General features: G+C 67.9%; 19 protein-coding genes. 11 read left to right on the top strand and 8 right to left on the bottom strand.

Annotated features, from left to right (window positions below; all coding sequences use genetic code 11):
- Positions 1-59: 59 nt before the first annotated feature.
- On the bottom strand, positions 60-1,535 hold the full coding sequence (locus IEV67_RS00955) for a PucR family transcriptional regulator (protein WP_188434661.1): 1,476 nt from the start codon (positions 1,533-1,535) through the stop codon (positions 60-62).
- Positions 1,536-1,608: 73 nt separating this feature from the next.
- Here IEV67_RS00955 and IEV67_RS00950 point away from each other — a divergent pair, with 73 nt between their 5' ends.
- The 10 genes from IEV67_RS00950 (at position 1,609) to IEV67_RS00905 (ending at position 14,503) form a co-directional block, all read left to right on the top strand.
- The gene (locus IEV67_RS00950; protein WP_188434660.1) at positions 1,609-2,715 is read left to right on the top strand and encodes an S-methyl thiohydantoin desulfurase family protein; all 1,107 of its coding nucleotides are present in this window, start codon (positions 1,609-1,611) and stop codon (positions 2,713-2,715) included.
- Entirely contained in the window at positions 2,712-4,286 is a 1,575-nt protein-coding gene (locus IEV67_RS00945; protein ID WP_188434659.1) for a hydantoinase/oxoprolinase N-terminal domain-containing protein, read from the top strand. Before IEV67_RS00950 ends, IEV67_RS00945 begins: the two co-directional genes overlap by 4 nt.
- A gap of 56 nt (positions 4,287-4,342) precedes the next feature.
- A complete protein-coding gene (locus IEV67_RS00940) occupies positions 4,343-5,935 on the top strand; it encodes an ABC transporter substrate-binding protein (protein WP_188434658.1) in 1,593 nt (530 codons plus the stop codon).
- 10 nt (positions 5,936-5,945) lie between these two features.
- On the top strand, positions 5,946-6,968 hold the full coding sequence (locus IEV67_RS00935; protein WP_188434657.1) for an ABC transporter permease: 1,023 nt from the start codon (positions 5,946-5,948) through the stop codon (positions 6,966-6,968).
- Positions 6,969-6,976: 8 nt separating this feature from the next.
- Positions 6,977-8,803: a dipeptide/oligopeptide/nickel ABC transporter permease/ATP-binding protein gene (locus IEV67_RS00930; protein WP_188434656.1), complete on the top strand. Its 1,827-nt coding sequence runs from the start codon at positions 6,977-6,979 to the stop codon at positions 8,801-8,803.
- Positions 8,800-9,576, top strand: coding sequence for an ABC transporter ATP-binding protein (locus IEV67_RS00925; protein ID WP_188434655.1), 777 nt, complete (start codon positions 8,800-8,802; stop codon positions 9,574-9,576). The genes IEV67_RS00930 and IEV67_RS00925 overlap by 4 nt, the downstream gene beginning before the upstream one ends.
- A 24-nt stretch (positions 9,577-9,600) precedes the next feature.
- Positions 9,601-11,373, top strand: coding sequence for an MOSC domain-containing protein (locus IEV67_RS00920; RefSeq protein ID WP_188434654.1), 1,773 nt, complete (start codon positions 9,601-9,603; stop codon positions 11,371-11,373).
- A gap of 182 nt (positions 11,374-11,555) precedes the next feature.
- Positions 11,556-12,737, top strand: coding sequence for a M20 metallopeptidase family protein (locus tag IEV67_RS00915; RefSeq protein ID WP_188434653.1), 1,182 nt, complete (start codon positions 11,556-11,558; stop codon positions 12,735-12,737).
- Complete coding sequence (locus tag IEV67_RS00910) at positions 12,737-13,828, top strand: histidinol-phosphate transaminase (protein ID WP_188434652.1); 1,092 nt, start codon at positions 12,737-12,739, stop codon at positions 13,826-13,828. Before IEV67_RS00915 ends, IEV67_RS00910 begins: the two co-directional genes overlap by 1 nt.
- 189 nt (positions 13,829-14,017) lie before the next feature.
- On the top strand, positions 14,018-14,503 hold the full coding sequence (locus IEV67_RS00905; RefSeq protein WP_188434651.1) for an FBP domain-containing protein: 486 nt from the start codon (positions 14,018-14,020) through the stop codon (positions 14,501-14,503).
- Here IEV67_RS00905 and IEV67_RS00900 read toward each other — a convergent pair whose 3' ends face one another.
- From IEV67_RS00900 to IEV67_RS00880, 5 genes are read right to left on the bottom strand one after another with little or no spacing between them, the layout of a single operon-like run.
- Complete coding sequence (locus IEV67_RS00900) at positions 14,504-15,730, bottom strand: kynureninase (RefSeq protein WP_188434650.1); 1,227 nt, start codon at positions 15,728-15,730, stop codon at positions 14,504-14,506. It abuts the gene before it with no gap.
- A 1-nt stretch (position 15,731) separates the two neighbouring features.
- A complete protein-coding gene (locus IEV67_RS00895; protein WP_188434649.1) occupies positions 15,732-16,691 on the bottom strand; it encodes an amidohydrolase family protein in 960 nt (319 codons plus the stop codon).
- On the bottom strand, positions 16,691-17,578 hold the full coding sequence (locus IEV67_RS00890) for a tryptophan 2,3-dioxygenase (RefSeq protein ID WP_188434648.1): 888 nt from the start codon (positions 17,576-17,578) through the stop codon (positions 16,691-16,693). The genes IEV67_RS00895 and IEV67_RS00890 overlap by 1 nt, the downstream gene beginning before the upstream one ends.
- A gap of 52 nt (positions 17,579-17,630) precedes the next feature.
- A complete protein-coding gene (locus IEV67_RS00885; protein ID WP_188434647.1) occupies positions 17,631-18,716 on the bottom strand; it encodes an alpha/beta hydrolase in 1,086 nt (361 codons plus the stop codon).
- A gap of 51 nt (positions 18,717-18,767) precedes the next feature.
- Positions 18,768-19,322, bottom strand: a complete 555-nt coding sequence (locus tag IEV67_RS00880) for a TetR/AcrR family transcriptional regulator (protein ID WP_188434646.1) — start codon at positions 19,320-19,322, stop codon at positions 18,768-18,770.
- A 101-nt stretch (positions 19,323-19,423) separates the two neighbouring features.
- Here IEV67_RS00880 and IEV67_RS00875 point away from each other — a divergent pair, with 101 nt between their 5' ends.
- Complete coding sequence (locus tag IEV67_RS00875) at positions 19,424-20,134, top strand: MBL fold metallo-hydrolase (RefSeq protein ID WP_188434645.1); 711 nt, start codon at positions 19,424-19,426, stop codon at positions 20,132-20,134.
- Between the two features lie 19 nt (positions 20,135-20,153).
- Here the strand turns inward: IEV67_RS00875 and IEV67_RS00870 are convergent, their stop codons facing one another.
- Together IEV67_RS00870 and IEV67_RS00865 are read right to left on the bottom strand one after the other, a co-directional pair.
- On the bottom strand, positions 20,154-20,723 hold the full coding sequence (locus IEV67_RS00870; RefSeq protein WP_188434644.1) for a cysteine hydrolase family protein: 570 nt from the start codon (positions 20,721-20,723) through the stop codon (positions 20,154-20,156).
- On the bottom strand, positions 20,720-22,171 hold the full coding sequence (locus tag IEV67_RS00865) for a purine-cytosine permease family protein (protein WP_188434643.1): 1,452 nt from the start codon (positions 22,169-22,171) through the stop codon (positions 20,720-20,722). Before IEV67_RS00865 ends, IEV67_RS00870 begins: the two co-directional genes overlap by 4 nt.
- Positions 22,172-22,198: the final 27 nt, after the last annotated feature.

Raw genomic sequence — 22,198 nt, 5'->3', positions numbered from 1 at the left:
GGGCGATCGGCACATGCCCGACGGCGGTGACTGGTTCCGAAGCCCACCCGGTGCGACGCTCAGACGGCGCCGAGCAGTCGCACCCGGCAGGCGAGCTCGACGGCGAAGCGGGTGTCGGGGTCATCCAGATCGACATCCAGGCGCTCGCGGATCTGCCGCATCCGGTAGCCGACGCCGTTCGGATGCATCATCAGCTCGCGACCGGCGTGCACGAGCGAGCTGCCGTGGGCGAGATACACCTGCAGTGTGCGCACCGCGGTGAGGGCGCGCTCCGGGCCGAGGGCGTCGAGCGGATGCAGGATGTCGTGCAGCAGATCCCTGCTGATCGGGGAGGCGTACACGTCCAGCAGAACACGGCGCAGTCCAGTGACATCGGTGAGCTCTACCCCGCCCAAGCGCCCAGCCGCGATGGCCGACTCCGCAGCGATCCGCGCCTCTGCGGCGGACTGACGCACACCGATCGCGCCCAGCTGCGGTGTGCCGAGACCAAGGGTGTACGCCCAGCCGGGCCCACCGAGCACCTGCGCCTGCTCCTGGATGCGCACGGCGACCTCACGCACCCGGCGCTGGTGGTCGGCTGCCCCGTGCTCCTCGGTGCACACGAGCATGAGATCGTCCTGCAGGAACGCGAGGTGCCACATCTCGTCGCGTGCTTCGACGAGTTGCAGCGCGAAGAGTTCGAGTGCCGGTTGCACAGTGCGCGGGGCACGAGCCTGGGGATCGGCCGCGCTCGTCGGGGCCAGCCATGCCGCGACGTGCGACTGCTGCAGGGGCAGCCCCAGCCGTGCGGCCTGTCCGACGAACCCCTCCACGCGTGAGGACTCCGCGAGGACGAGCTCGATCAGCAGGTCGGCGCGGGACTGCGTGGAGGCGTAGCGGTCGCGGGTGCTGCGCTGCACCGCGCGTGAGAGCAGCGAGGCGATCACGGGGACGGCGACACCTGTGGCGGCATCCGGTGAGGAGGCGACGACGCGGCCGATCGGCACCTCGCCGATGCAGACGGCATCGCTCTGCGACCAGGAGACGGACGGATCCTCGACGAGCGCCACCTCGATGCCCAGAGCTGCGGACGCGGCGGCGAGGATCGCGTCGATCGTGCCGTCGGATGCGGCGGCGGCTGTCGCCCGTTCCACCGCCAGCGCTCCGCGCATCATGGCCTCGGAGGCGCCGCCGGCGATCGCCCTGTCGATCGCCTTCGCGAGGTCGGCGGCCTTCGTGCCCGGCGCGGCGAACACCGGGACGCCGGCGCGGCCGGCGAGGACGGCCGCCGTCTCCGGCAGCGCGAGGTCGGAGGCGAAGACGACACCGGCGAGGCCCCTCGCGCTCGCCTGGCGCAGCGCCACATCGATGCGGAACGGCGGCGGCTGCTCGTCGCCGGTGATGATGACGAGGGTGCCGGCCGCCGTGGAACTGAGGCCGTCGACGGCGACGAGGTCCACGCGCTCGATCGCTCGATCATCGACGGGGCCGGCCTGATGCCGCAGGCCAAGGCGTTCGGCATCCGTTCGGAGATCCTCGATCGAGTACTGTGCCATGAGCACAGTCTGGCAGGAATCACTGGATGCTCAAGACATTGTCGGTAGGCAATGCCCTCCGTACGGTGGGGACATGGCTCAGACATCTCCCGCTCCGCAGACAGCGGTGCGCATCACCGAGATCACCGAGGGCGACATCGCAGCCCTCGGCATCGGCACGGCGATCTTCGGCACCGGCGGGGGCGGTGAGGTGTACGGCGCACAGACCATGGTCGAACGCGAACTTCGTACGCACGGCCCCGTCCGGCTCGTGACCGTCGACGACCTCGGGCCGGACGATGTCGTGATCCTGATGTCCGGCATCGGCGCACCGACGGTCGGCATCGAGATGCTGTCCTCGAAGGGGCAGATCCACGCTCTTCTGGAAGAGGCCGAGCGGCTCCTCGGTCGCCCTGTCACGACGCTGATGGCGGCGGAGATCGGCGGCAGCAACGGTGTCCGTCCGATCGGCTGGGCCGCGCAGCTGGGCTTGCAGGTGCTCGACGCCGACGGCATGGGCCGCGCGTTCCCGGATGCCGCGATGATGGCCATGAACGTCGCGGGAGTGCACTGCGACTGGGCGGTGCAGAGCGACGTTGTCGGCAACATCACCGTCATGAAGACGGTCGACCTGCACTGGCTGGAGCGGCATGCGCGCGCGCTCACGGTCGCGAGTGGATCGATCTGCATCGGCGCCCACTACCCGATGACGGCCGACACCGTGCGCGGCGCCGTCATCGAGGGCACCGTGAGCGCGGCGATCCGTGTGGGCCACGCTCTCCTGAGCGCATCGGAGCCCGTGGCGGCGATCGCCGCCGAGCTGGACGCCCGGGTGCTCCTCAGCGGAAAGATCACCGATCTCGACCGTCGCACCGTCGGCGGATTCGTCCGCGGATCGGTGACGATCACCGGCATCGGCGACGACCGCGGTCGATTGCAGCGGCTGGAGCTGCAGAACGAGAACCTCCTGGTGCTCGAGGACGGCGAGGTGCTCGTCAGCGTGCCGGATCTCATCACCATCATCGACACCGAGACCGGGCATGCCATCACGACCGAGATGCTCCGCTTCGGGCAACGGGTCTCCGTGCTCGCGTGGCCATGCGATCCGGTGTGGCGCACTCCGCGCGGTCTTGAGCTCGCGGGACCAGCCGCCTTCGGCTACGACCTTCCGTACACGCCTTTCGAGGGAGCAGCCCGATGACCGCCCGTGATCTCGCCCTCGGCGTCGACGTCGGTGGAACGAACACCGACGCCGTCATCCTCGACGGGTACGGCACCGTCCTCGCCGAGACGAAGCGACCGACGACCGACGACGTCACCGGCGGCATCCGCGCCAGTATCGCCGACGTGCTGGCGGCGGTCGGCGCGGAGCGCAGCCGTGTCTCCCGCGTCATGCTCGGCACCACTCATGCGACGAACGCGATCGTGCAGCGTCGCGGCCTCGACAGGGTCGCGATGATCCGCCTCGGCGCGCCGGCGGCGACGGAGTTCCCTCCGCTCACCGGGTGGCCGCAGGACCTCGCCGACATGGTCCTCGCCGGCTCTGCCATGGTCGGCGGCGGCCATATGGTCGACGGCACGCCGATCTCGCCGCTGGACCGTGACGGAATCCGCCGATTCGTCGACGGACTGGGCGGCTTCGACGCGATCGCCGTTGCCGGGATCTTCAGCCCGTCCTCGCCCGAGCAGGAGCTCGAGGTCGCAGAGATGCTGCGAAATCACCTCGGCCAGGACACGCGCGTCTTCCTCAGCCAGGACATCGGCCCGACCGGGCTGCTCGAACGCGAGAACGCCACCGTGCTCAACGCCGCGCTGTACAGCGTCGCGCTCGCGGTCACGGATGCTCTCGTCACCGTCGTCGCTGAGGAGGGACTCGACGCGCAGACCTTCTTCGCACAGAACGACGGCACGCTCATGTCGCTCGACTACGCGGCCCAGTACCCGGTGCTCACGATCGGTTCTGGTCCGGCGAACTCGATCAGAGGCGCTGCATACCTCTCCGGCCACGACAACGCGATCGTCGTGGATGTGGGCGGCACGACCAGCGACCTCGGCGTCGTGGTCGGCGGGTTCCCCCGTGAGTCGACGCTGCCCCGCGAGATCGGTGGCGTGCGCACGAACTTCCGGATGCCGGACGTGCTCTCCGTGGGGATCGGCGGCGGCACGATCGTCGATGTCGCCACCGGTCGCGTCGGACCGGAGTCGGTCGGCTACCGGATCGATCGGGAGGGTCTGCTGTTCGGCGGCTCGACGCCGACGCTGACGGACGCCGCTGCACTCATCAGCAGCCCTGTGGCCGGTCGCCGGCTCCCCGCATTGCCGCCCGCCACGGCAGCCGCACTTGAGGCGGCCCTCGCCATCATCACCGATCGACTGGATGCCGCCGTCGAGCGCCTGTCGCTCGGCCGGGCCGATATCCCGCTCGTCGTCGTCGGCGGCGGAGGATTCCTCGTTCCCGATCGTCTTCCCAGTGCCGGAGAAGTGCTGCGTCCGGATCACGGCGGCGTCGCCAACGCCGTTGGCGCGGCGATCTCGCTCGCCGGTGGACGTGCCGATCAGATGGCGCCGATGGGTGAGCGTGAGGCGGCCATCGAGCAGGCATCCGAAGCGGCCATCGCCAAGGCCATCCAGGCCGGAGCCGATCCGCTCGAGGTCTCCGTCGTCGAGATCCTCGAGACCCATGTGCCCTATACGGCGCAGCCGACCGTGAACGTCTCCGTGAAGGCGGCCGGACCGCTCGCCCGACTCACAGCCGGAGCTATCTCCGGCTGACGCACCAGCCCTGCACCACACCCGATGGACATCATCACCCGAAAGAGGAGATTGCAATGAAACGCAGTATCGCAGTACCGGTGGGAGCCGGACTCGTCGTCCTCGCCATGACATTGGCGTCATGCTCGGGTTCCGCAGGCGGCCAAGGGTCGCCCGAGGGAGACTACGTCTCCGGTGGAACCTTCACCCAAGCGATCTTCCCGGAGGTGGGCAGCATCATCCCGATGACCGCCACGCAGCCGCAGGAGATCCAGATCAACACCTACGCCTACGAGACCCTGATCTATACGGATGCCGAGGGCGAGCAATCGCCGTGGCTCGCCGATTCCTGGGAGCTGGGAGACGACGGGAAGTCGGTGACGTTCGAACTCAAGGACGGCGTGACCTTCCACGACGGATCGGAGTTCACCGCCGAAGTCGCGGCCGCGAACCTCAACTACCATGCCGACCCCGCCAACGCCACAGTGCTGGCGGACGTCCTGCCCGCGGGCCTCAAGGCCACCGGCAGCGGGTCGACCCTGGAGGTCACGGCAGACGCCTCCGACCCGTTCCTGGCGAGCATCGTCGGCAGCATCATGATGGTCGGCGAGGCTGGGCTCGAGAACCCGTCGAGCCTCGAGGAGGCCTCCAACGGAACCGGGCTCTACGAGCTGACGGACGTGAAGGCGGATCGCTATCTCTTCGAGGCACGAGACGACTACACCTGGGGACCGAACGACGTCACCTCCGACACCGTTGGTCTGCCAGGGTCCCTGGAGATCAGCGTCGTCACGGACACGTCAACCCGCACGAACCTGCTGCTCTCCGGCGAGCTCAACGCGGCTGCGGTCGAGGGGCCGGACCAGGATCGCATCGAGGCCGCCGGCTACGAGTTCGCCGGAATCATCAATCCGATCGGTCAGATGCTCTTCAACGAGCGAGCGGATCGGCCCACGCACGACCCGCTGGTCCGTGAAGCGCTCATCCTGGGCTTCAACCACGAGGACACCGCCGAGGTCGTCAGCGGCGGTCGCCCCGTCGAGCTGACCTCCTGGATCACCGACGCGCCGTTCACCTGCTTCAGCGAGGAGCCGGTCTGGGACCGTCCGGATTCCGACACGGAGCGCGCAGCCGAACTGCTGGACGAGGCGGGCTGGGTGGAAGGCGCCGACGGACAGCGCAGCAAGGACGGCGAGCCGCTGACCATCAACTTCATCTACGACGCCACCTCCACCGCTCATGCGTCGGCGGCTGAACTCGTCGCCGAGGACTGGGACGAGCTCGGCATCACTACCGAGCTGATCGCGATGGACGGTGCCAGCTGGTCGGAGTATCTCTACGAGACCTTCGACTACGACACCGGCTGGATCCAGATCGGCGTCGGAAGCCCCGTGACGCAGGACCTCTTCTACGGAGGCGCCTTCCCCGAAGAAGGCGGCCTGAACTTCATGGGCGTCGATGACGAGGAGTACAACGCGTTCGCCGATCAGGCTCGTGCAGCGGCAGATGCCGACGAGGCCTGCGGATACTGGCAGCAGGCGGAGAAGACCGTGGTGGAGAACTTCCACACGCTGCTGCTGACCGGAACCATCCGCCCGACGTACATGTCCGGTGCAACGTTCGAGATCACCGACTACCTCCAGCCGGTCACGATCCGAATGACCGAGTGAGCCGCAGGCGATGACCACGACCGAGCCCCGTCAGGGAACACCCGTCACCGGACGGCTGCTGCAACTGCGAGAACTGCAGCAGCGGCGCTCGCCGCGCACCGACTTCGCCATCCGGCGGATCGGACGGCTGATCGTCAGTCTTCTGGTCGTGGTCCTCGCCGCGTTCTTCCTCATCCACTTCGTCCCGGGTGATCCGGTGCGGGCGGCCCTCGGGCCCACCGCCCCGGCGGCCCTGGTCGAGAGCACTCGGGCCGACCTCGGGCTGGACAAGCCGGTACCTCAGCAGCTCCTCGACTACCTGGCGGGACTGCTGCAGGGAGATCTCGGCACGTCGATCCAGTCGGGTCTCTCGGTCACCGGCACGATCGTGTCTCGTTTTCCGACCACGCTGAGCCTCGCCGCGCTGGGCTTCATCGTCGCCGTGATCGGCGCGCTGCCGATCGGCATGGGCGCGGCGCTGCTCGCACGCACCGGTCGGGGTCGCTCGCTCAACAGCGGAGTGTCCGGTCTGCTCGGTGTGCTCATCGCCGTACCGGATTTCCTGCTCTCGGTCGGACTGATCGCCCTGTTCAGCATGTGGCTGGGGCTGTTCCCCCCGGCCGGATGGGGTGGTGCGCCGAACGCCGTGCTGCCGGTGCTCGGGCTCGCGCTCGGTCCGATGGCCTACCTCGCGCGGATCGTGCAGGTGGAGATGATCAAGGTGCTGGATTCGACCTACATCGCCACCGCACGGGCGAAGCGCCTGCCGCAGCGGCTGATCCTGCTCCGGCACGCGCTGCCGAACATCATCACCGCCACGTTGACCGTGGGAGGGCTCCTTCTCTCCGGGCTCGTCGCCGGTACGGTCATCATCGAGACCGTGTTCGCGATCCCCGGTACCGGCAGCACGCTCGTCGCAGCCGTCGGCACGAAGGACTACCCGATGGTGCAGGGCATGGTGCTCGTGTATGCCGCCATGGTCCTCGCCGTGAACCTCGTCGTCGATCTGATCCTCATCACGATCGATCCGCGCACCACGATCGCAGAAGGGTGAGTGTCGAGATGACGACGATCGTTCCCCGTAATCCGGATGCCGACCTCATCAGCACCGTACCCGAGAAGCCGCGGCGCCGATCGCGTTGGATCAGCGTGCCAGGCATCGCCGCACTGATCGGCATCGCCGTGCTGGTCACGATCGCGATCATCGGCCCCGACACGTGGATGACGGCGGCCACGGAACGCAACATCGCCGAGCGATGGTCCGGCGCGAGCGCCCAGCACGTCTTCGGCACCGACGACATCGGCCGCGACATCTTCGCCAGGGTCATGGTCGCCGCGCGCCTCTCGCTGCTGCTCACCGCGGGAGCCACGGCGATGCTCATCGGCGGCGGCCTCATCATCGGGCTCACGGCGGCCATTCTCCCCAAGCACGCCAGACGGGCGCTGATCTGGGTGATGGACATGCTGCTGGCGTTCCCGTGGCTGCTGCTCGTGCTGTTCTTCACGGTGATCTGGGACGCTTCGGCGACCGGGGCGATGCTGGCGATCGGCCTGGCCGGCATCCCCAGCATCACGAGACTCGTCTACAACATGGCGTCGTCCGTCGCCGATCAGGACTACGTGCGTGCGGCGCGGGTCGTCGGTGTCGGCCCCTTGGGGATCATGTTCAAGCATGTGCTGCCGAACATCGCGAACCCGCTGCTCGTGCAGTCCGCGGCATCCGCCAGCGTCACCCTGCTCGCGTTCGCCGGGCTCTCGTTCCTCGGACTCGGCGTGCAGGCGCCGGAATACGACTGGGGTCGACTGCTCAACGAAGGTCTCGGGCATCTCTACACCAACCCCATGGCAGCCATCGGCCCAGGCATAGCCATCGTCTTCTCGGGGCTCGTGTTCACCATGATCGCTGAGACGATCGCCGAACAGCCTGGTCAGGGGCTGCGGGCGGTCGCCCGTGCGAGCCGGCTGGCGGCGCTCACACGCGTCGGATCCCGGTCGACGGCGGCAGCTCCTGCGTCCACGAACGACAGCGATACGGCGCTCGCCGAGGTGCAGAACCTCCACATCTCCTACCCCGATGGCGACGGCGGGATCGTCGAGCGTGTCCGCGGTGTGAGTCTGCGGGTCCGCTCCGGTGAGGTCGTCGGCATCGTCGGCGAGTCGGGCTCGGGAAAATCCCTGACAGCGATGGCGCTCGCGGGTCTTCTGGAAGCGCCGGCCATCGTCGAAGCCGAGGTGCGTCGTTTCGACGACATCGACCTCGCTGCGAAGCTCACGTCCGCCGACCGGAAGCGTCTCGGTGTCGAACTCGGCGTCATCTTCCAGGATCCGCTCACCTCGCTGAACCCGGCGCTGACGATCGGACGCCAGCTGACCGAAGTGCCTCAGCAGCATCTCGGTATGAGCAGGGCGCAGGCGCGCGCCCGCGCTGTCGAGGGGTTGGATGCCGTCGGCATCCCCGATCCGTCCGCACGACTCGGCGATTACCCGCACCAGTTCTCCGGCGGGATGCGGCAGCGCGCGATGATCGGCATCGCGCTGACCGGACATCCGCGTCTGATCATCGCCGACGAACCGACGACGGCGCTCGACGTCACGGTGCAGCGTCAAGTGCTCGGCGTACTGCGCCGGGCGCAGCACGCCACCGGCGCGGGCATCGTCTTCATCTCTCATGACATCGCCCTCGTCTCCGGCTTCTGCGATCGGGTGGTCGTGATGAAAGACGGCGAGATCGTCGAAGAACTGGATGCTGCGCGCATCAAGGAGCAGGCCACGCACCCGTACACGCGGGCGCTGATCGCCTGCCTTCCGGACATGAGCTCGGACCGCACGCGCCCGCTGCCCGTCATCGGTGATCTTTCGCATTCTGAGCTTGAGGAGGTGTCCGCGTGAGCGCACTGGAACTCCACGATCTGCATGTTCGGTACGGGCGGCGAGAGGTCGTATCCGGGGTGTCCCTCGAGGTGCCGGCCGGACGCACGCTCGGGCTCGTCGGCGAGTCGGGCTCCGGTAAGTCGACGATCGCGAACGCCGCTGTGGGGCTGGCCCCGGTGCACTCGGGCGACATCCGCGTGCACGGTGTCAGCTCGGTCGGACGTCGACGCGAGGCGCGGACCGCCCGTCGGCGCATCCAGATGGTGTTCCAGGATCCGTTCTCCGCACTCGACCCGCGGATGCCGATCGGCGAATCCATCGCGGAGGGGCTGAGAGCGACGGGTCGCGACCTCTCCCGCCAGGCTCGTCGCGACCGCGTCGCCGAGCTGCTCCGGCAGGTCGATCTCGACCCGGCCAGGGCGGGGGAGCTGCCGAAGTCCTTCTCCGGTGGCCAGCGCCAGCGGATCACCATCGCCAGGGCGCTCGCGGGCGATCCGGAGATTCTCATCGCAGACGAGGTGACCAGCGCGCTGGACGTCTCAGTGCAGTCCACGGTCCTGAACCTGCTGCGTGATCTGCAGCAGCGGCTGGACCTGACGATGCTGTTCATCTCGCACAACCTCGCGGTCGTGCGCTACATCAGCGACGAGATCGCCGTGATGCGCGACGGGCGGATCGTCGAACGAGGAGAGACGGAATCTCTGCTGCAGGCACCGTCGGAGTCGTACACTCGGGAGCTGCTCACCGCGGTTCCGGTCCTCGGCCGGAAGATGGAGTTCGAAGATGCCTGACGCGGGAGGGCCGGGGCGCACCTGATGCACCTCATCGCCTTCAGCGCGGGAAAGATCCGCACCCAGTTGATCGATGGTGAGAACGTTCGCACCGCATACGTGAAGTCGCCGGTGCCGGAACCGTGGGTCATCACGACGACCGGAGCCGCCGGAGACGAGGTCGCGGTGCACAGCGACCACCTGTACGCCTTCGACCACGAAAGCTATGACTACTGGTCCGAGGAGCTCGGCGTTGCGCGCGACGACTGGGATGACGGTCATTTCGCGGAGAATCTGACGTTGGACACGCTCGATCAGACGCAGCTGCGAGTCGGTGACCGATATCGGCTGGGCACCGCCACGATCGTCGTCACCGGTCCGAGAGTGCCGTGCTGGAAGCTCACGTGGCGGCTCGGACAGCCGAAGACCTTCATGCGGCGCTTCCGTCTGTCCGGCCGCTCAGGAGCCTACTTCGGGGTGATCGAGCCGGGAGTCGTCCGCCCGGGAGACGATCTCGTCCTGCTCGGTGGGGGCGAGGGGATGCCCTCGGTCGCAGACCTGTCGTTGTTGTGCGACTCCGGTACCGGGGTGACGACCGTGCAGCGCGAGACGATCGACAGGGCGCTCGCATCCGAGCACCTCAGCGCGACGGTGCGGGGTACTCTGACGCTCAAGCTGGCGGGACTCGATCGGGATGCGCGGAATTCTCCCGGTGCCTGGAGGGGATGGCGCCCGTTCGAGATCGACGAGATCGTCGAGGAGACCGCCGATGTGCGCTCTTTCTCGCTCAAGCCCTCGGACGGTGGCATCCTTCCGGCATTCCGCGCCGGACAGCACGTCGTCGTGCGCTTGAGCGCTCCCGGCGCGCAGCCGATCGTGCGGACCTGGAGCCTCTCGGACTTCGCGGGCGAACCCGACCGGTTCCGGATCACGGTCAAGCGCCTCTCCGGCGGTCTGGGCAGCGGTGCTCTGTTCCGGGCGGCGCGTGGCGAGCTTCACGTCGAACTGCGTTCGCCGGCGGGTCGTTTCCGCCTCGATCGCGGCAGTTTCCGGCCGGTGGTCCTCATCGCTGCGGGGATCGGCATCACCCCGATGATGGCGATGATCCGATCCCATCTCGCGCGCGGGCACGTGCCGCCGCTGTGGCTGCTCTACGCGTCGCGGACGCCTGAGCACACCGCCTTCCGCGAAAAACTCGACGAGCTCTTCGGAGCGCACGACGATCTGAACCTGCACTACTTCTATTCCGCTGCTCCAGATGACGCCGTGCCGGAGGCCGCGGCGCCCGATCGCGCATCAGTGCACCGCGGACGGATCACCGCCGAGCGGGTCATCGACGTGATGCGGGGAAACTATCTTTCGGTGCCCGACGGCAGGGCGAGCATCCCCTGGTTCGAGAGCGACATGTACGTGTGCGGCCCTGTCGAGTTCAACGATGCGGTGCAGGAAGGGCTGATCGCTGCCGGCGCGAACCCGGATCACGTGTTCGCGGAGGAGTTCGCTCCGAGCGCGGTCGATCCGTCGGCACCTCGGCGCCAGGCGGACGCGACCGTCGTCTACGCATCACGCGGACTCGAGAAGACCTGGGTCGCGACCGGGGAGCAGACGCTCCTCGAGCTCGCTGAGGACAGCGGACTGGAACTGCCTTCCGACTGCCGCGCCGGCACCTGTCGTACGTGTGAGGCGCGACTGCTTTTCGGCGAGATCGACAGAGGAGAGTCCGTCGCCGTCGACGGCACCCGTCGCGCGCTTCTGTGCATCGCCTATCCGCTCTCCGATCTCGTGGTCGTCGAGCCGCCGGCCGACTCCGAAGCCTGATCACTTCGCTCTGGGGGATTCGCACACCGGAATCAGCCATCCGTATGATCGGCGCACATTCTGCGGATCCTTCTCGCTGAATACGCTCGGACCACCTGGACGCGGTGCCAGTGACCACCTGGACGCGGTGCCAGTGACCACCTGGACGCGGTGCCAGTGCTCGGCGAGAGGATGCAGTTCTGATGACGCGATTCGAGGCGGATGCCGCGGTACTGCAGGACAGCCTGATCGCGGTCAGGCGCGAGCTGCACCAGGTGGTCGAGCTCGGTCTCGATCTGCCGCGCACGCAAGAGGTCCTCCTGCGCGAACTCGCCGGACTCGGGCTGGAGATCACGACCGGCACCGCCCTCACCTCGGTGACCGCCGTGCTTCGAGGTGTGAGACCAGGGCCGGTCGTGCTGCTGCGCGCCGACATGGACGGCCTGCCGGTGCGCGAGGCCACCGGCCTCGACTACGCCTCGACGTCCGGACGCATGCACGCGTGCGGGCACGATCTCCACATGGCGGGTCTTCTGGGTGCGATCCGTCTCCTGGTCGCACGTCGCGACGAACTCCCCGGAACCGTGATCTTCATGTTCCAGCCCGGGGAAGAAGGGCAGGCCGGCGGCCGGATCATGCTCGACGAGGGTGTGCTGGAGGTCGCGGGCGAGCGCCCCGTCGCGGCATACGCGATCCACGTCGAATGCACGCTCGAGCGCGGGCAGCTCGTCACCCGGCAGGGCTCGATGATGGCCAGCGCGAGCGCGCTGCGCATGACACTGCGAGGTACGGGCGGGCATGCCGCTTTCCCGCAGAACGGCATCGACCCCGTCCCTGTGGCGGCGCAGCTCATCCTCGCGGTGCAGACGTTCGCCGCGCGCCGTCTTCCCGCCACCGACCAGGCGGTGATCTCGATCACTCGCCTCAGCAGCGACTCTGCCGCGAGTAACGTGCTGGCGGCCGAGGTGCAGCTGGAGGCGAACATCAGGACGCTCTCGAAGGCGACGTTGGAGACAGTCCGTGAACAGCTGCCGAAGATGCTCACGGGAATCGCCGAAGCGAACGGCTGCACGCTGGACGCCGAGTTCATCGCCTCGTACCCGGTGACCTATAACGACCCCGCTGAGACCGCCTTCGTGCTCGACGTGCTCGACGATCTGGTCGGGGCCGAGCGTGTCATTCGCCTCGAGGTGCCGTCGATGGCATCAGAGGACTTCGCGTACGTGCTCGAAGAGGTCCCTGGAACGCTCGTGTTCCTCGGCGCTGCGCCCGACGTGGACTCCGGGCCGCTGCACTCCGAACGTGCGGTGTTCGACGACTCGGTGCTCGGATTGCAGGCCTCAGTGCTCGCCGAACTCGCATGGCGACGTCTGGAGCGCGTCTGATGCGGTCGTGGTCGGCTACGCCGCCGATCGCGGCACGCGCACGCATCGCCGCACGATCCGCGTACCAGCAGGGCGCCCAGGCGGGAGCGGACGCGTTCAAGCTCTCCAGCAACGAGAATCCCTTCGGCCCACTCCCGGGGGTAGTGGATGCCGTGCACCGGACCGTCTCTTTCAATCGCTACCCGGACGCGTCGGCGCCACGGCTGCGCGCGCGGCTCGCGGAGCGCTTCGGCGTCGGCGCGGATGCCGTGCACGTGACCGCGGGCTCCACATCGCTGCTGCAGCAGTTCGCCCTGGCGCTGTGCGAACCGGGAGACGAGCTGCTCTTCGCCTGGCGATCCTTCGACGGCTATCCCTGGATGGCGGACGTCTCCGGGGCAGTGCCGATCGCGGTGGCCCTGGATGCGGATGAGCGTCACGACCTCGACGCGATGGCGGACGCCATCACAGAGCGCACCCGGCTCATCGTCGTGTGCAGCCCGAACAACCCCTCGGGAACCGCTGTGACACAGGCGGCGTTCGACGCGTTCCTCGCGAGGGTGCCGCCCGGTGCGCTCGTGCTGCTCGATGAGGCCTACGCCGAGTTCGCGACGGATGCCGGCGTCGTCGACGGGCGACGCGTCGTCGCCGCCGGACACGAGAACGTCGTCGTGCTGCGCACGTTCTCCAAGGCGTACGGACTGGCCGGGCTGCGGGTCGGGTACGCTATCGGGCACCCTCGCGTGCTCGAGGCCGCGCGCATCGCCGGCATCCCGCTCTCCGTGACTGCGCACGGCGAGGAGGCGGCGCTGGCCAGCCTCGACGCCGAGCCCGCCCTCCTCGAACGCGTGCGCGTGATCGCCGAGCGGCGCGACCGGCTCGCGCAGGCGATTCGTGAGAGCGGCTGGACTGTTCCCCGATCGCAGGCGAATTTCGTGTGGCTGCCCACCGGCCTCGGCACCGCCCGCGCGGTGGCGGCCTTCGCCGACGCGGGGCTCATCGTCCGTGGATACGGTGAGGACGGCATCCGCATCACCATCGGCGAGGAAGAGTCTCTCGCGCCCATCGTGCGGATCGCGGCATCACTCGCCGAGCTCGGCGCACGGGTGTAAACTCGCCGGGTGCTGTTCTCGATGAGCGCCCTGAGGGCGCGGAAGGCGGTTGCAGGCGCGTCGAGCGCCGGCGGCAGAGGCTGAGTGCGAGCCGGAGGCGGAACCCCCGTCGCCGGTGACTCGTGATACCCGGCATCCATCTGACGGATGCCGTGACCTTCTCACCACACTCCAGAAAGCAGCTCTTCCATGCGTCCCATCGACGAGCGCGCCATCCGCGCGTCCTTCATCAACGCCTCCCGCAAAGAGGTCTCCTCCCTTTCTCTTCCGCAGGACTTCGCCGAGATCGACTTCGACCGGCTCGATTACCTCGGCTGGTCCGACCAGAAGTTCCCGCGGCGCGCGTACGTGGTCACCGAGGTCGACGGCGTCCTCACCGGCGCGCTCCTGCAGCGTGCCGAGCAGCGCGTGCTCGCGCGTGCGCAGTGCTCGTGGTGCGAAGACGTCACGCTCCGCCACGACGTCCAGCTGTACTCGGCACGCAAAGCCGGCGCCGCCGGCCGCAAGGGCGACACGATCGGCACGCTGGTGTGCGCCGAGTTCGGCTGCTCGAGCACCGTGCGGCGGCTGCCGCCGCTCGCCTACGAGGGCTTCGACCGCGAGACGGCGCGCGAACTGCGCATCCTGCGTCTGCAGGAGAACGTGACGGGGTTCCTGCGCGCCGTCGCCGACTGATTATCCGTCTGCGCGCGCACGCAGCGCGTCGCGCACGGCCAGCACGCCGCTGAGCACCTCCGCATGCGAGGTGCTCAGCGGCGACAGGCCGAGGCGGATGCCGTCGGGAAAGCGGAAGTCGGGAATCACTCCGTCGGCCCACAGCGTCTTCGTCACCTCGGCGAAGTCCGGGTGGCCGATCGTCACGTGGCCGCCGCGCTTGCCCGCATCCCGCGGGCTCAGCAGTCTTACATCGAGCGGTGCGAGCAGCTCATCGAACGCCCGCACTGCGAAGTCTGTGAGGGTCTTCGACTTCTCGCGCACGCCGTCGATCGTCGCAGTCTCGATCTGATCGAGCATTCCCTGCATGGCCAGCATTCCGAGTACCGGCGGCGTGCCGCTGATGAACTGCCGGATGCCGTCGGCCGGCGCATACGCGGATCCCATGGCGAACACGTCTCCGGCGCCCATCCACCCCTGGATGGGCTGGTGCAGCACGCCATGATGACGCTCGTTCACATAGGCGAAGGCGGGGGAGCCCGGCCCGCCGTTCAGGTACTTGTACGTGCAGCCGACCGCGAGGTCGACGCCGCACGCGTCGAGTTCGATCGGGATCACGCCGGCCGAGTGGCACAGGTCCCACAGCATCAGCGCGCCGCTCTCGTGCACGGCATCCGTGATCGCCTTCATGTCGGCCAGCGCGCCGGAGCGGTAGTCGACGTGACTGAGCACGACGAGGGCGGTCTGCTCCGAGACCGCACTCGCGACGTCCTCGACCCGCACGCCGTGCACAGGATCGGCCGCGAGCCAGCGCACCGTCAACCCGCGCTCGGCGGCGATGCCCTCGGCGACGAAACGGTCGGTGGGGAAGTTCCCCTCCTCGATGACGATCTCGGAGCGGTCGGTCCGCGCCGCCACCGCCGCGCGCATGAGCTTGTACAGCAGCACAGTGGTCGAGTCTGCGACGACGGTCTGGCCCGCCGCGGCGCCGATCGCGACCAGGCCGATGCGGTCGCCGAGCTCGGTCGGCAGATCCATCCACTGCTCGTCCCAGGAGCGGATGAGCCGGGTGCCCCAGTCGTCCCGCACGAACTCCGCGAGGCGCTCGGGGAGCGAGCGCAGCGGCCGGCCGAGGGAGTTGCCGTCGAGGTACGCGCTGACGCCGGGAGCGTCGACGAAGGCATCCAGATGGACGGCGAGCGGGTCGAGGCCGTCGAGGCCCTGGGCCTCGGCGAGGAGATCGGTCATGTCAGGCCTCCAGATCAGCGGGAGTGAGCAGTCGGGCGAGGAGCGGGTTGGCCGTGTCGGGTGTGCAACCGGGGAAGAACAGCAGACGCGATCCGGGGGCCGTGGGATCCAACGGCGCGAGTGCCTGCAGCAGGTCCGAGCCGTCGACACGGGCTTCTCGCAGAGCGGCGATCTCTCGTGGGTTCAATCCGACGGGCATCGGACCGTTTCCCAGATCGGTGCCGTAGAGCACGGTGCCACCGGCGGAGCGGAAGCGGCGGACATTGTCGACTGCGATGTCATAGGTCTCGCCGTCATGGATCGAGAGCGTGGAGATCCATGCGGCGGATGCTGCCTGCCCGCTGATCTCCGAATCGCTGAGTCTCTCCGAGAACGGCGCGTGGGCGAGCCGCTCCGCGCCGAGCCGGACGACGCGCTGCGCCTCTCCTCGCCCCTCGGCGTGCACGACGATCGGAACGCGATGAGATGCGGCGATGGAGATGATCGCGCGGAGCAGCATGTCGGAGAACACCGGGCCGGCCGTGCTGTTGCTCGCGACCTTGATGCGCACAGCACCCGCATCCTTCATCTCGGCAATCGCACGTTCGGCGGCATCCTCGTCGGCGACCTCGCGGACCGATCCGGACGGTGCCCAAGAACGGTTCGACGGATAGCCGCCCGGCGGGGTGAGGAACGCCCCGGCGTACAGCACCTCGACGCCCTCCAGAGGCCGCAGCTCCTCGAGCACCGCCGGATCACCGCCGAGGTCGACGACCCGTCCGAGAGTCGAACCGGCGAGCGGCGCGAGCTCGACGAGCTGCAGGTGCACGTGGTGATCCGTGAAACCGCCGGTGATCACGCCGTTGAGGCGCGGGAGGCCGTTGTTGTCGGCATCCGGGAGCAGGCGAGGCCCGGACGCGCCAGCGGCGACGACGCCGTCACGCCATTCCTCGCCGTCGAACCAGCAGACCGCGGCCCGCATCAGCCGCCGATCTCGGTGCGCACCGTGTAGAGCTCGGGGAAGAAGGTCAGCTCCAGCGCGCGTTGCAGGAACCCGACCCCGCTCGATCCGCCTGTGCCCGGCTTCATCCCGATCGTGCGGGTGACTGTCTTCAGATGCCGGAAGCGCCAGAACTGGAAGTTGTCCTCGAGATCGACGAGATCCTCGCACGCTTCATAGAGATCCCAATGGGTGTTCGGGTTCTCGTAGATCTCGCGGATCGCCGGCACGAGCGAGGGGTGCGGGCGGTACGGCTCCCGCACATCACGCTCAAGGATCTCGGTGGGGATCGGCAGCCCGCGTCGGGCCGCGAAGCGCAGGAACTCGTCGTACAGCGTCGGTCGCTCGAACTCGACTTTCAGCAGCGCGAGGTTCGCCGGGTGGTCGCGGAAGACCGACAGCATCCGCTCGTTCTTGTTGCCGAGGGCGAACTCGACGGCACGGTACTGCACGGACTGGAATCCGGAGGAGTTGCCCAGCGCCCCGCGGAACTGCGCGTACTCGGTCGGGGTGAGAGTCGCCAGCACCGACCACTGCTGCGTCATGACGTCCTGGATGCGCTTGACGCGCGCGACGCGTTTCAGCGCTTCGCGCAGGTCGTCGCTCGCCAGCAGTGTGCGGGCAGAGCTGATCTCGTGCAGCAGCTGCTTCAGCCAGAGCTCGGTGGTCTGGTGCTGGATGATGAACAGCATCTCGTCGTGATGCTCTGGACTGCTGACCGGATGCTGCGCCGACAGCAGTCGATCGAGTTCCAGGTACGACCCGTACGTCATGCGACCGGAGAGGTCGGTGACGATCGTGTCCTCCAGAGGCCGCTCGTTTCCGGCGGGATCGGTGGTGCCGGCCGAGTCAGTCGTGTCTGTGCCCATGATCCCCGAGGATATCCCGAACGATCGGTCAGGCGTCAGGGCTGGTCGCGCGTCAGGGCTGGGTGGTGTGCGCTCCGAGGAAGTCGATCGTCTTCTGCAAAGCGGTCTGGGCATCCGGCATGTCGAGGTGGAACTGGTACTCGTGCGGAAGCTGCGGCTCATGCGGCGCCGGCCAGAACTGCGTCGTCACATCGACGCCGAGTTCGTTCAGACGATCGGCCATCGGAATCGACTGGAGCCAGGTGAGGCCGTCGCCGTTCCCGCCGGAGATGTAGGTGGTGGGGAAGTCCTCCGTGACCCAGTTCACGGTCGACATGGTCGCGCCCGACGAATCCTCGGCCCACGTCTTCGTACCGGCGTACGCCCACATCGACGACTTGAAGCCCCAGCCGACGATGCCGTCGAGCTGTGCCAGTGCGGCGAGGTCGTAGACGCCGCAGTTGAGCACGGTGGCGACGACCTGGTCGGCGGACATCTTCGGTGTGATGTCCATGATCTCGGCGTAGTCGGGGCTCGTGATGAGCGTCGCCATCTGGCTCGCCAGCTGCCCGCCGGCGGAGTCTCCGGCGAGCACGATCTGCGTGCTGTCGACGTTGAGATCGTCAGCATGCTCGTCGATGTATCCGAGCGCATCGTTGATCTGATGCACGGCCTTCGGGTAGAAGCCCTCCGGTCCGAGTGTGTAGTTCACGGCGATCGTCGTGTAACCCTCAGCGGCGAGGATGCGCATGTACGGATCGACGTTCTCCTTCGAGCCCGAGATCCAGGCTCCGCCGTGGATCCATACGATCGTGGGCAGGGGACCAGTGGCGGATGCCGGTGTGAAGACGTCCATCGTCGTGTCGACGCCCTCATCGGCGTAGGCGACATCGAGCGTCTCGGTGAGCTTCGTGTCGGGGACGTGCTTGTCCATCTCGGCGGCGGTCGCGTCTCCGCCCTGCGTGAAGACGGCTCGGATCACCATGGCCGACGGCCAGGGTGTGATCGCGCCGATGATCGCCACGATCAGGGCGACGGCGATGATGATCCCGAGCGTGACTCGAGTCTTGAACCATCGGCGATGCGCCTTCTTGGGGCGGTTGCCGTCGTCGTGGGTGCGGTCTTCGTGCGCGTCGTTCTCAGGCGCGATCGTCGTCATGGGATCCCCTCCACCGATCAGTGTGGCAGTAACGCGACCTGAACGAGCAACTCAGCCGTCGAGGCCCTTGAGCAGGTGGCTGAGGCCGTAGTCGAACGCCAGGTCGACGTCGCCGCCGAGGCGGAACGCGCCGGCGAGTTCCATCTGCAGGAATCCGGTCATCCATGCCGTGAGGAGACGGGCGGCCTCCAGTGCGTCGTCCTGGCCGACGCGTGCAGCGCTCGCGCGGAGGACCGGGCCGGCCGCGCGGTCGAGGGACGACAGCGGAACGGATGCCGTGAACATCAGGCGGAATCCCTCCGGATGTGCACGAGCGAACGCGCGGTACGTCGTAGCGAGGCCGGTCAGCAGGTCGTCGACCTTGCCTGGCCGCGCATCGTCCTGCTCGACGCGTTCGAGTTCGGCCGACAGCTCGTCGACGACCGACTCCGCGACGGCCGCGACCAGCGCATCCCGGTCCCGCACCCGCTTGTACAGCGAGGGGGCGCGCACCCCGACACGGATCGCGACAGCGTGCATCGTCAATCCGGATGGACCTGCGGCCTCGAGGACCTCACGTCCTGCGGCGACGATCGCGGCGGACGTGGTGCGTTCGGGCGTCGGCATGGCGATATCTCCGGTCGTGAGTCAGCAAGGCTATTGACATTAGCCATGATAGCTACGTAATGTAGCCATCGCAAACACCGCACACCGATCGGCAGGACACCATGAAGCTCGCACCGCATCTGCACCGCCTTGGCAACGACATCGTCGCCTCGTATCTCGTCGATGCGCCGGAGGGCGTCACCCTGATCGACGCGGGGATGCCGGGGCATTGGCGAGACCTGCAGGAGGAGATGGCGGTCCTCGGCAGGCCGCTCTCCGACATCAAGGGACTCATCCTCACGCACGGCGACAGCGATCACATCGGCTTCGCCGAGCGGCTGCGCAGCGAGCACGGCGTCCCGATCTTCGTGCATGCCGCCGACGCGGAGCGGGCGCGGACGGGGGAGAAGCCGAAGACGCCGATGGGACCGTCGAAGCTCGGGCCGATGCTGGGCTTCTTCGCCTACGGCATCCGTAAGAAGGCGTTGCGACCCATCTACGTCAAGGAGGTGACGGAGGTCGCCGACGGCGACGTGCTCGACCTGCCAGGAGCGCCCGTGATCATCGGGATGCCGGGGCACTCGCCGGGAAGTGTTGCCGTCCACATTCCGATGGCGGATGCCGTGTTCGTCGGCGACGCTCTCACGACCAGGCACGTCCTCACCGGACACGACGGTGCCCAGCCGGCGCCGTTCACCGACGATCCCTCTGGTGCGGACGCCTCGCTCGATCGCCTCGCCGAGGTATCGGCATCCTGGGTTCTGCCCGGCCATGGCGCCCCGTGGCACGGCACGCCCGCCGATATCGCCGCCGCCGTCCGCTCCGCCGCCTGACCGCCCGAGTCGAAGCCCCTCACGCCCTCGCGAGCACCTCGTCCGTCGTCGCCAGGGTGATCTGCGGCGGATACAGGCCCATCACGGTGATGGCTGCGGCGTGATTCTCGGCCGTCGACCCTGCGCAGGCGTCGGTGGCGACGGTGACGTGAGCGCCGGCATCCGCCGCGGCCAGCGCCGTCGAGATCACGCAGCAGTCGGTCGAGACGCCGGCGAGCACGATCGATGCGCCGTGCCCGACGATCTGTTCGATCTCCGGGCCCCATTTGCCGAAGGTCGGCAGATCGAGGGTGGGCCTATTCGAGAGACCTGCGGCATCCGGAGCCAGGTCGAACAGCGGATCGGTCGGCGGCTGATCGGCGAACGGCCACTCCGCGAAGTACTCACCCCATGAGGTGGAGCGGTCGGCCGTCGGCATCCATCTGGTGACGAGTACGCGATCGCCGAAAGCATCCGCCAGCGCACGGATGCGCGGCATCGCCTCCGCGAAGAACGGCGATCCCCAGGCCGAGTCAGGGGAGGCGAAGATGTTCTGCGGGTCGATGACGACGAGCCAGGGGTCGGACCCCGAGCCGGGCGTATCGCTCACGCCTGCTCCTGACGACGGATCTTCGCCGCGCGGGCGAAGTAGGTGACCAGGAACGACAGCACCAGTGCGAAGAACACGCCGAGGTTCGCATACGCCCAGTCGCCGTCGCGTCCGCCGATCAGGAACAGCAGGTAGCCCTGCCAGTTGTTCCAGGGCGCGTCGGCGGCGAAGTTGTTGACGACGAGGCCCCATCCGATCACGCTGGTGACGACCATGGTGATGATCGAGGTCCAGTCCCACGCGCCGTAGCGGCCCTTCGAGTCGAACAGCGCGTCGTCGTCGTAGTCCTTCTTTCGCCGCAGGATGTCGGCGATGAGGATGCCGGCCCACGACGCCAGCGGCACGCCGAGCGTGATGAGGAAGCTCTGGAACGGCCCGAGGAAGTCGGTCGCGAAGAAGACGACGAAGATCGTGCCGATCGTGAGGATCACGCCGTCGATCGCGGCAGCAGAAGGGCGAGGGATGCGGATGCCGAGGCTGAGAAGTGTGAGCCCGGAGGAGTAGATGCCGAGCACGGCGCCGGAGACGAGGGCGAGCACCGCGGTGAGCAGGAACGGCACGAGCACCCAGATCGGAAGGATCGTCGCGAGCGCACCGACCGGGTCGGCGGCGATCGCGTTCAACAGGTCTTCGTCCGAGGCTCCGAGCAACAGGCCGAAGACCACGAGGATGACAGGTGCGACGGACCCGCCGACGGTGTTCCAGAACACGATCGCACCGTCGGAGGTGGTGCGCTTCTGGTAGCGCGACCAGTCGGCGGCGATGTTGATCCAGCCGAGTCCGAACCCGGTCATGACCATGACGAGGGCACCGATGAGCTGACCGAGACTGCCGTCGGGGCGCGACAGCACGGCCTCGAAGTCGATGTGCGAGAACGCGAGGATCACGTAGAGGATCGTCACGATGCCGGTGATCCAGGTGAGCACCGACTGCAGCTTCATGATCGTGTGATACCCGAGGACGGATGCCACGACGATGAGTGCGGCGACGATCACGGTCGCGATGATCCGCAGGGCGATGCTCTCGCCGTCTCCGCCGAGCTGCGTGATGACGGTGGCAGTCGCGAGCACGGCCAGGATCGCGAGGAACGTCTCCCAGCCGATCGAGGTCAGCCACGAGATGATGCCTGGGACCTTCTGGCCCTGCACACCGAACGCGGCTCGCGAGAGCACCATGGTCGGCGCCGAGCCGCGCTTGCCGGCGATCGCGATCAGGCCGCAGAGCAGGAACGAGACCACGATGCCGATGATCGATACGATCGTCGCCTGCCAGAACGAGATGCCGAAGCCGAGCACGAATGATCCGTACGACATACCGAACACCGACACATTCGCGGCGAACCACGGCCAGAACAGGTCGCGCGGCTTCGCGGTGCGCTCGGACTCGGGGATGATCTCGATGCCGGCGCGCTCGATCAGCGCCGGCGCGGCCGCAATCTTCTCTGACATGCCCCCATATTGGCACCGCGCCGGTGC

Origin of the sequence: Microbacterium murale (genome assembly GCF_014635185.1) — a bacterium.
GTDB classification, from domain to species: domain Bacteria; phylum Actinomycetota; class Actinomycetes; order Actinomycetales; family Microbacteriaceae; genus Microbacterium; species Microbacterium murale.
Note: the sequence above shows the minus strand (reverse complement) of the source record. Positions and strands in the feature narration are given on the sequence as shown.